The following is a 3585-nucleotide window of genomic DNA, read 5'->3' as shown; positions in this document are numbered from 1 at the left end:
CGTCGATATCCCCCCTGAACTCGTTGATAAACCACAAAACGTGTAGATATCGACCCAAAACGCGTCGATAAATCAATCAATCCGTGCCAGTCACGAAGAAAATCCATAACTCCACTACTCCTCTTTCAATAACTCCAACGCCTTCAGTGCCGGCCCCTCAATTACACCCCCAGAATAGGCATATCTAGATCCATGGCAAGGGCAATCCCACGTTTTTTCTGCAGCATTCCACGCGCATTCACAGCCAAGATGGGTACATGACGTATCAACCACATACAATTTTCCATTTTCATCCCGATACCCGCCGGCTCTTTTACCATTAAACATGACAACAGAACCTTCTCCGACTTGCAAATCCTCAGGTTCCCTTGGGAAAAATTCAAGCTTGCCATTAATGAGGTGCTTGGCCACATCCGCATTGGCGGTAAGGATACTTTTTAAATCCGGATCCGCGTGGAACCGTGATGGACCATACAGCTCTTTATAAGGATTATCACGTTTCAATACATAATCTGTTAGCAAATGTCCGGCCAGTATGCCGGTGGTCATGCCCCATTTTTTATATCCGGTGGCAATCAGCACATTTTCCCGTTCGGACGTAATCGGCCCGATGTAGGCCACCTTATCCAATGTTACTAAATCCTGAGCAGACCAGCGATAGTGGTACTCATTAATCCCAAATACCTCTTCAGCAAAGTCCTCCAGTGCTTCATAATGGGTAATCGTATTTTCACCTTGGCCCGTTTTGTGGTTTTCACCCCCAATAATCAATAATTGCCCATCCTCGAAAGGGGTGGAACGAATGGATCGTGTCGGTCCATCACCACTGATATACATGCCGCCTGGATACTCTTTATCCGTTTTGATCCCTATGGCATATGACCGTTCTGCATACATTCTGGCAAAATAAAGTCCAGGCTTGTCCCAAAATGGAAAATGTGTAGCCATAATGACATGCTTGCATGTGACACGGTGACCGGCTTTTGTTTCAATAATAGGGGAATCATCTTCGTCCTCAATATTCATGGCGACGGTATTTTCGTATACGGAACAACCTGCCTTTACAGCATCGTCCAAAAGGGACCGCAAAAACTTTAACGGGTGAAACTGAGCCTGATTTCGCATAACCAGAGCCCCTTTAACTGGAATATGTTGAAACGGAATTGTATCCTTTAAAAATCCGTCAATTCCCAGCCTCTGGTAAGCCTCCAATTCAGTTTTTAATGTCTCAACATACTGTTCCGTGGTGGCATACACATAGGCGTCTTCTTTGCTGAAATAGCAATCCACCCCGGAATTTTCAACAAATTGAACAGAACTCATCATCGATTCATAATACAATTTAGCCTGATCCTCACCGAAATGATTAATTAATTCATCATAAATTATGCTGTGTTGAGCGGTTAATTTGGCTGTGGTATGTCCCGTCGTTCCATTCAGAACACTTCCGGCCTCCAGTAACGCGACTTTAACGCCTTCTTTAGCCAATAAATAGGCAGCCGTAATTCCAGTTATACCGGCACCGACCACACATACATCAACGGAAATATCTTCATTCAATACGTCGAACTTAGGCAAATCGATTTCTCGCCAATAAGTTCGTGGGAATTGTGGGATTTTTTCTGATGGACTCATTGTAACCCTCCAGTTTTTTATGTTTAATTTTTCCTAAATTGAAAAAATCATGTATTTCCGTAAAAAAAGAACCCATCAAAGGGTTCCTAAGGTTATTTATCGGGATCTATTTTGTCAACGCGTGTGGAACTCTCCATATCCAGCCCACTTCTTAAAAAATGAACGAAAACTCCTCCCGCAATGCCAAGGCAAATGACAAATCCAATCGAAGTTGCCCACCATATAGCCATGGTTAGATCCCCCTTTAGTCAGCTTTCGGAAAGCTTTCTAAAGATATATGCAAAGACGAGAATCTTCTTGCCAGTTCTATGCGTCCGTTAGTCCTTTTTTTTCAAATCCGAATAGTAATCCACCTTTTTAATGTTGACACCTACAAAGGTCTCAATAATCGATTGCCCTCCGGCGATAGAAAAAATCAAAATCACGACAAAGGTGATCTTGGGAAAAAGCAAATAAGCCGTGCCAAAAAAGATAGCACTCCACACTCCGGCACACCAATAGCACTTTAATAAATAGCCGAACATGGATGTTGGGACTTCTTTTGTTGAGGTTTCACCGTCAGCCGTTTCCACGGTTACCTTTTTAACAAAGGGCTTGCGGATGGATTCGGTAATTTTATCAAACACAATTAAATGGGTAAATCGGTAACTTGCCAATATTAGCATGACATACGTCATCCAGGAAATGTCTCTCACTTACAGTCCTCCAAGCCCTGAAATTCCTTGAAAAATATTTTAGTACTACCTGTATATTTTGAGCCTGAAATCAAAAATATATATTCGGAGGAGGCGAAAAAATGAAAAAATCTTTTTGGTTTGGGCTACTGTTTTTATTATCATTGTTTTCGATTCCAAGCATTTCGTTTGCTCAACAAATCTATACCGTTCAGTCAGGCGATTCGCTTTGGAAAATTGCGGTCAGGTATCAAGTAGGAATTACCGAACTGATTCAGGCCAATCCGCAATTTAAGAATCCTAGCTTAATCTATCCGGGGCAAAAAGTAACCATACCCGATATAAGTGGGGTTAAGTCAATAGAGAATCAAGTCATTCAATTGACAAATCAAGAACGGGCTAAAAATGGTTTAAAGCCTTTGACACCTGATTGGGAGCTTTCAAGGGTGGCGCGCTATAAAGCAATGGACATGCGCGACAAGAATTATTTCAGCCACACAAGTCCAACCTATGGCAGCCCATTCACCATGATGAAGAATTTTGGCATCAGCTATCGCACTGCTGCTGAAAACATTGCGGCGGGACAAACATCTCCTGCGGCTGTTGTTCAAGCATGGATGAACAGTCCGGGACACAGAGCCAATATCCTGAGTACATCATCCACTTATATTGGTGTTGGCTATGCACAAGGCGGTTCCCAGCGTTATTACTGGGTGCAAATGTTTATTTCGAAATAAGGAAAAAGGGTCAGTTCCGATGCGGGACTGACCCTTTCTACGTCTAGAGACCGAGATAAAAATCAAGCTCCAGCGCAATTATGGAACCTCGAGAAAAGAGGTAAGATGATATCAAGATAACGAAAGGGAGTGACAAAGAAAATGAAAAAATTTGGTTTACTTTTAGCAGGTGGGATTGCCGCAGTGGTGTTACTGTCATCCATAGGTCCAATGGTGGGGCTGCTGATTAGCGCAGCACTGCTGTACTTCATCTTTAAAAAGTTCTTACAAGCAAAATCAACGGGTTCTAAAATTGCTTTGGCGATTATTGGGGTGATCATCATCGCGGCTTCCATCCATAACGTCCCAGCCATCATTGGTGTAGCAGCAGCTTATGTGCTTTACCTTGTATATAAAAAGTGGAATGAACCAAAACACACAAAATTCCAAGAAGAATCAGATCCATTTGTGAACTTTGAAAAACAATGGAATGAATTGAAAAATTATTAAGGCAAGGTGAGCAATTGCTTATTTTTACACGATGTTGATAGGAGCGGAAG

Annotated in this window: 5 protein-coding genes; 2 read left to right on the top strand and 3 right to left on the bottom strand. The window is 42.3% G+C overall.

Annotated elements, in window-relative coordinates:
* Positions 1 to 114: 114 nt before the first annotated feature.
* The 3 genes from V7083_RS18175 to V7083_RS18165 all read right to left on the bottom strand — a co-directional run bounded on the left by V7083_RS18175 (position 115) and on the right by V7083_RS18165 (position 2330).
* Positions 115 to 1635, bottom strand: a complete 1521-nt coding sequence (locus V7083_RS18175) for an FAD-dependent oxidoreductase (RefSeq protein ID WP_335480539.1) — start codon at positions 1633 to 1635, stop codon at positions 115 to 117.
* A 92-nt stretch (positions 1636 to 1727) separates the two neighbouring features.
* Positions 1728 to 1865: a hypothetical protein gene (locus V7083_RS18170; RefSeq protein WP_335480537.1), complete on the bottom strand. Its 138-nt coding sequence runs from the start codon at positions 1863 to 1865 to the stop codon at positions 1728 to 1730.
* 87 nt (positions 1866 to 1952) lie between these two features.
* Positions 1953 to 2330, bottom strand: a complete 378-nt coding sequence (locus tag V7083_RS18165) for a DUF1360 domain-containing protein (protein ID WP_335480535.1) — start codon at positions 2328 to 2330, stop codon at positions 1953 to 1955.
* A 101-nt stretch (positions 2331 to 2431) separates the two neighbouring features.
* On the opposite strand from V7083_RS18165, the gene safA reads away from it, so the two are divergent.
* Both safA and V7083_RS18155 read left to right on the top strand, forming a co-directional pair.
* A complete protein-coding gene (gene safA, locus V7083_RS18160) occupies positions 2432 to 3046 on the top strand; it encodes a SafA/ExsA family spore coat assembly protein (protein ID WP_335480533.1) in 615 nt (204 codons plus the stop codon).
* 141 nt (positions 3047 to 3187) lie between these two features.
* The gene (locus V7083_RS18155; RefSeq protein WP_335480531.1) at positions 3188 to 3535 is read left to right on the top strand and encodes a flagellar basal body rod protein; all 348 of its coding nucleotides are present in this window, start codon (positions 3188 to 3190) and stop codon (positions 3533 to 3535) included.
* The last annotated feature ends 50 nt before the right edge of the window (positions 3536 to 3585 follow it).

Source organism: Bacillus sp. JJ1764 (assembly GCF_036962145.1).
Lineage (GTDB): Bacteria > Bacillota > Bacilli > Bacillales > Cytobacillaceae > Neobacillus.
This window is presented reverse-complemented; position numbering and strand designations above follow the sequence as displayed.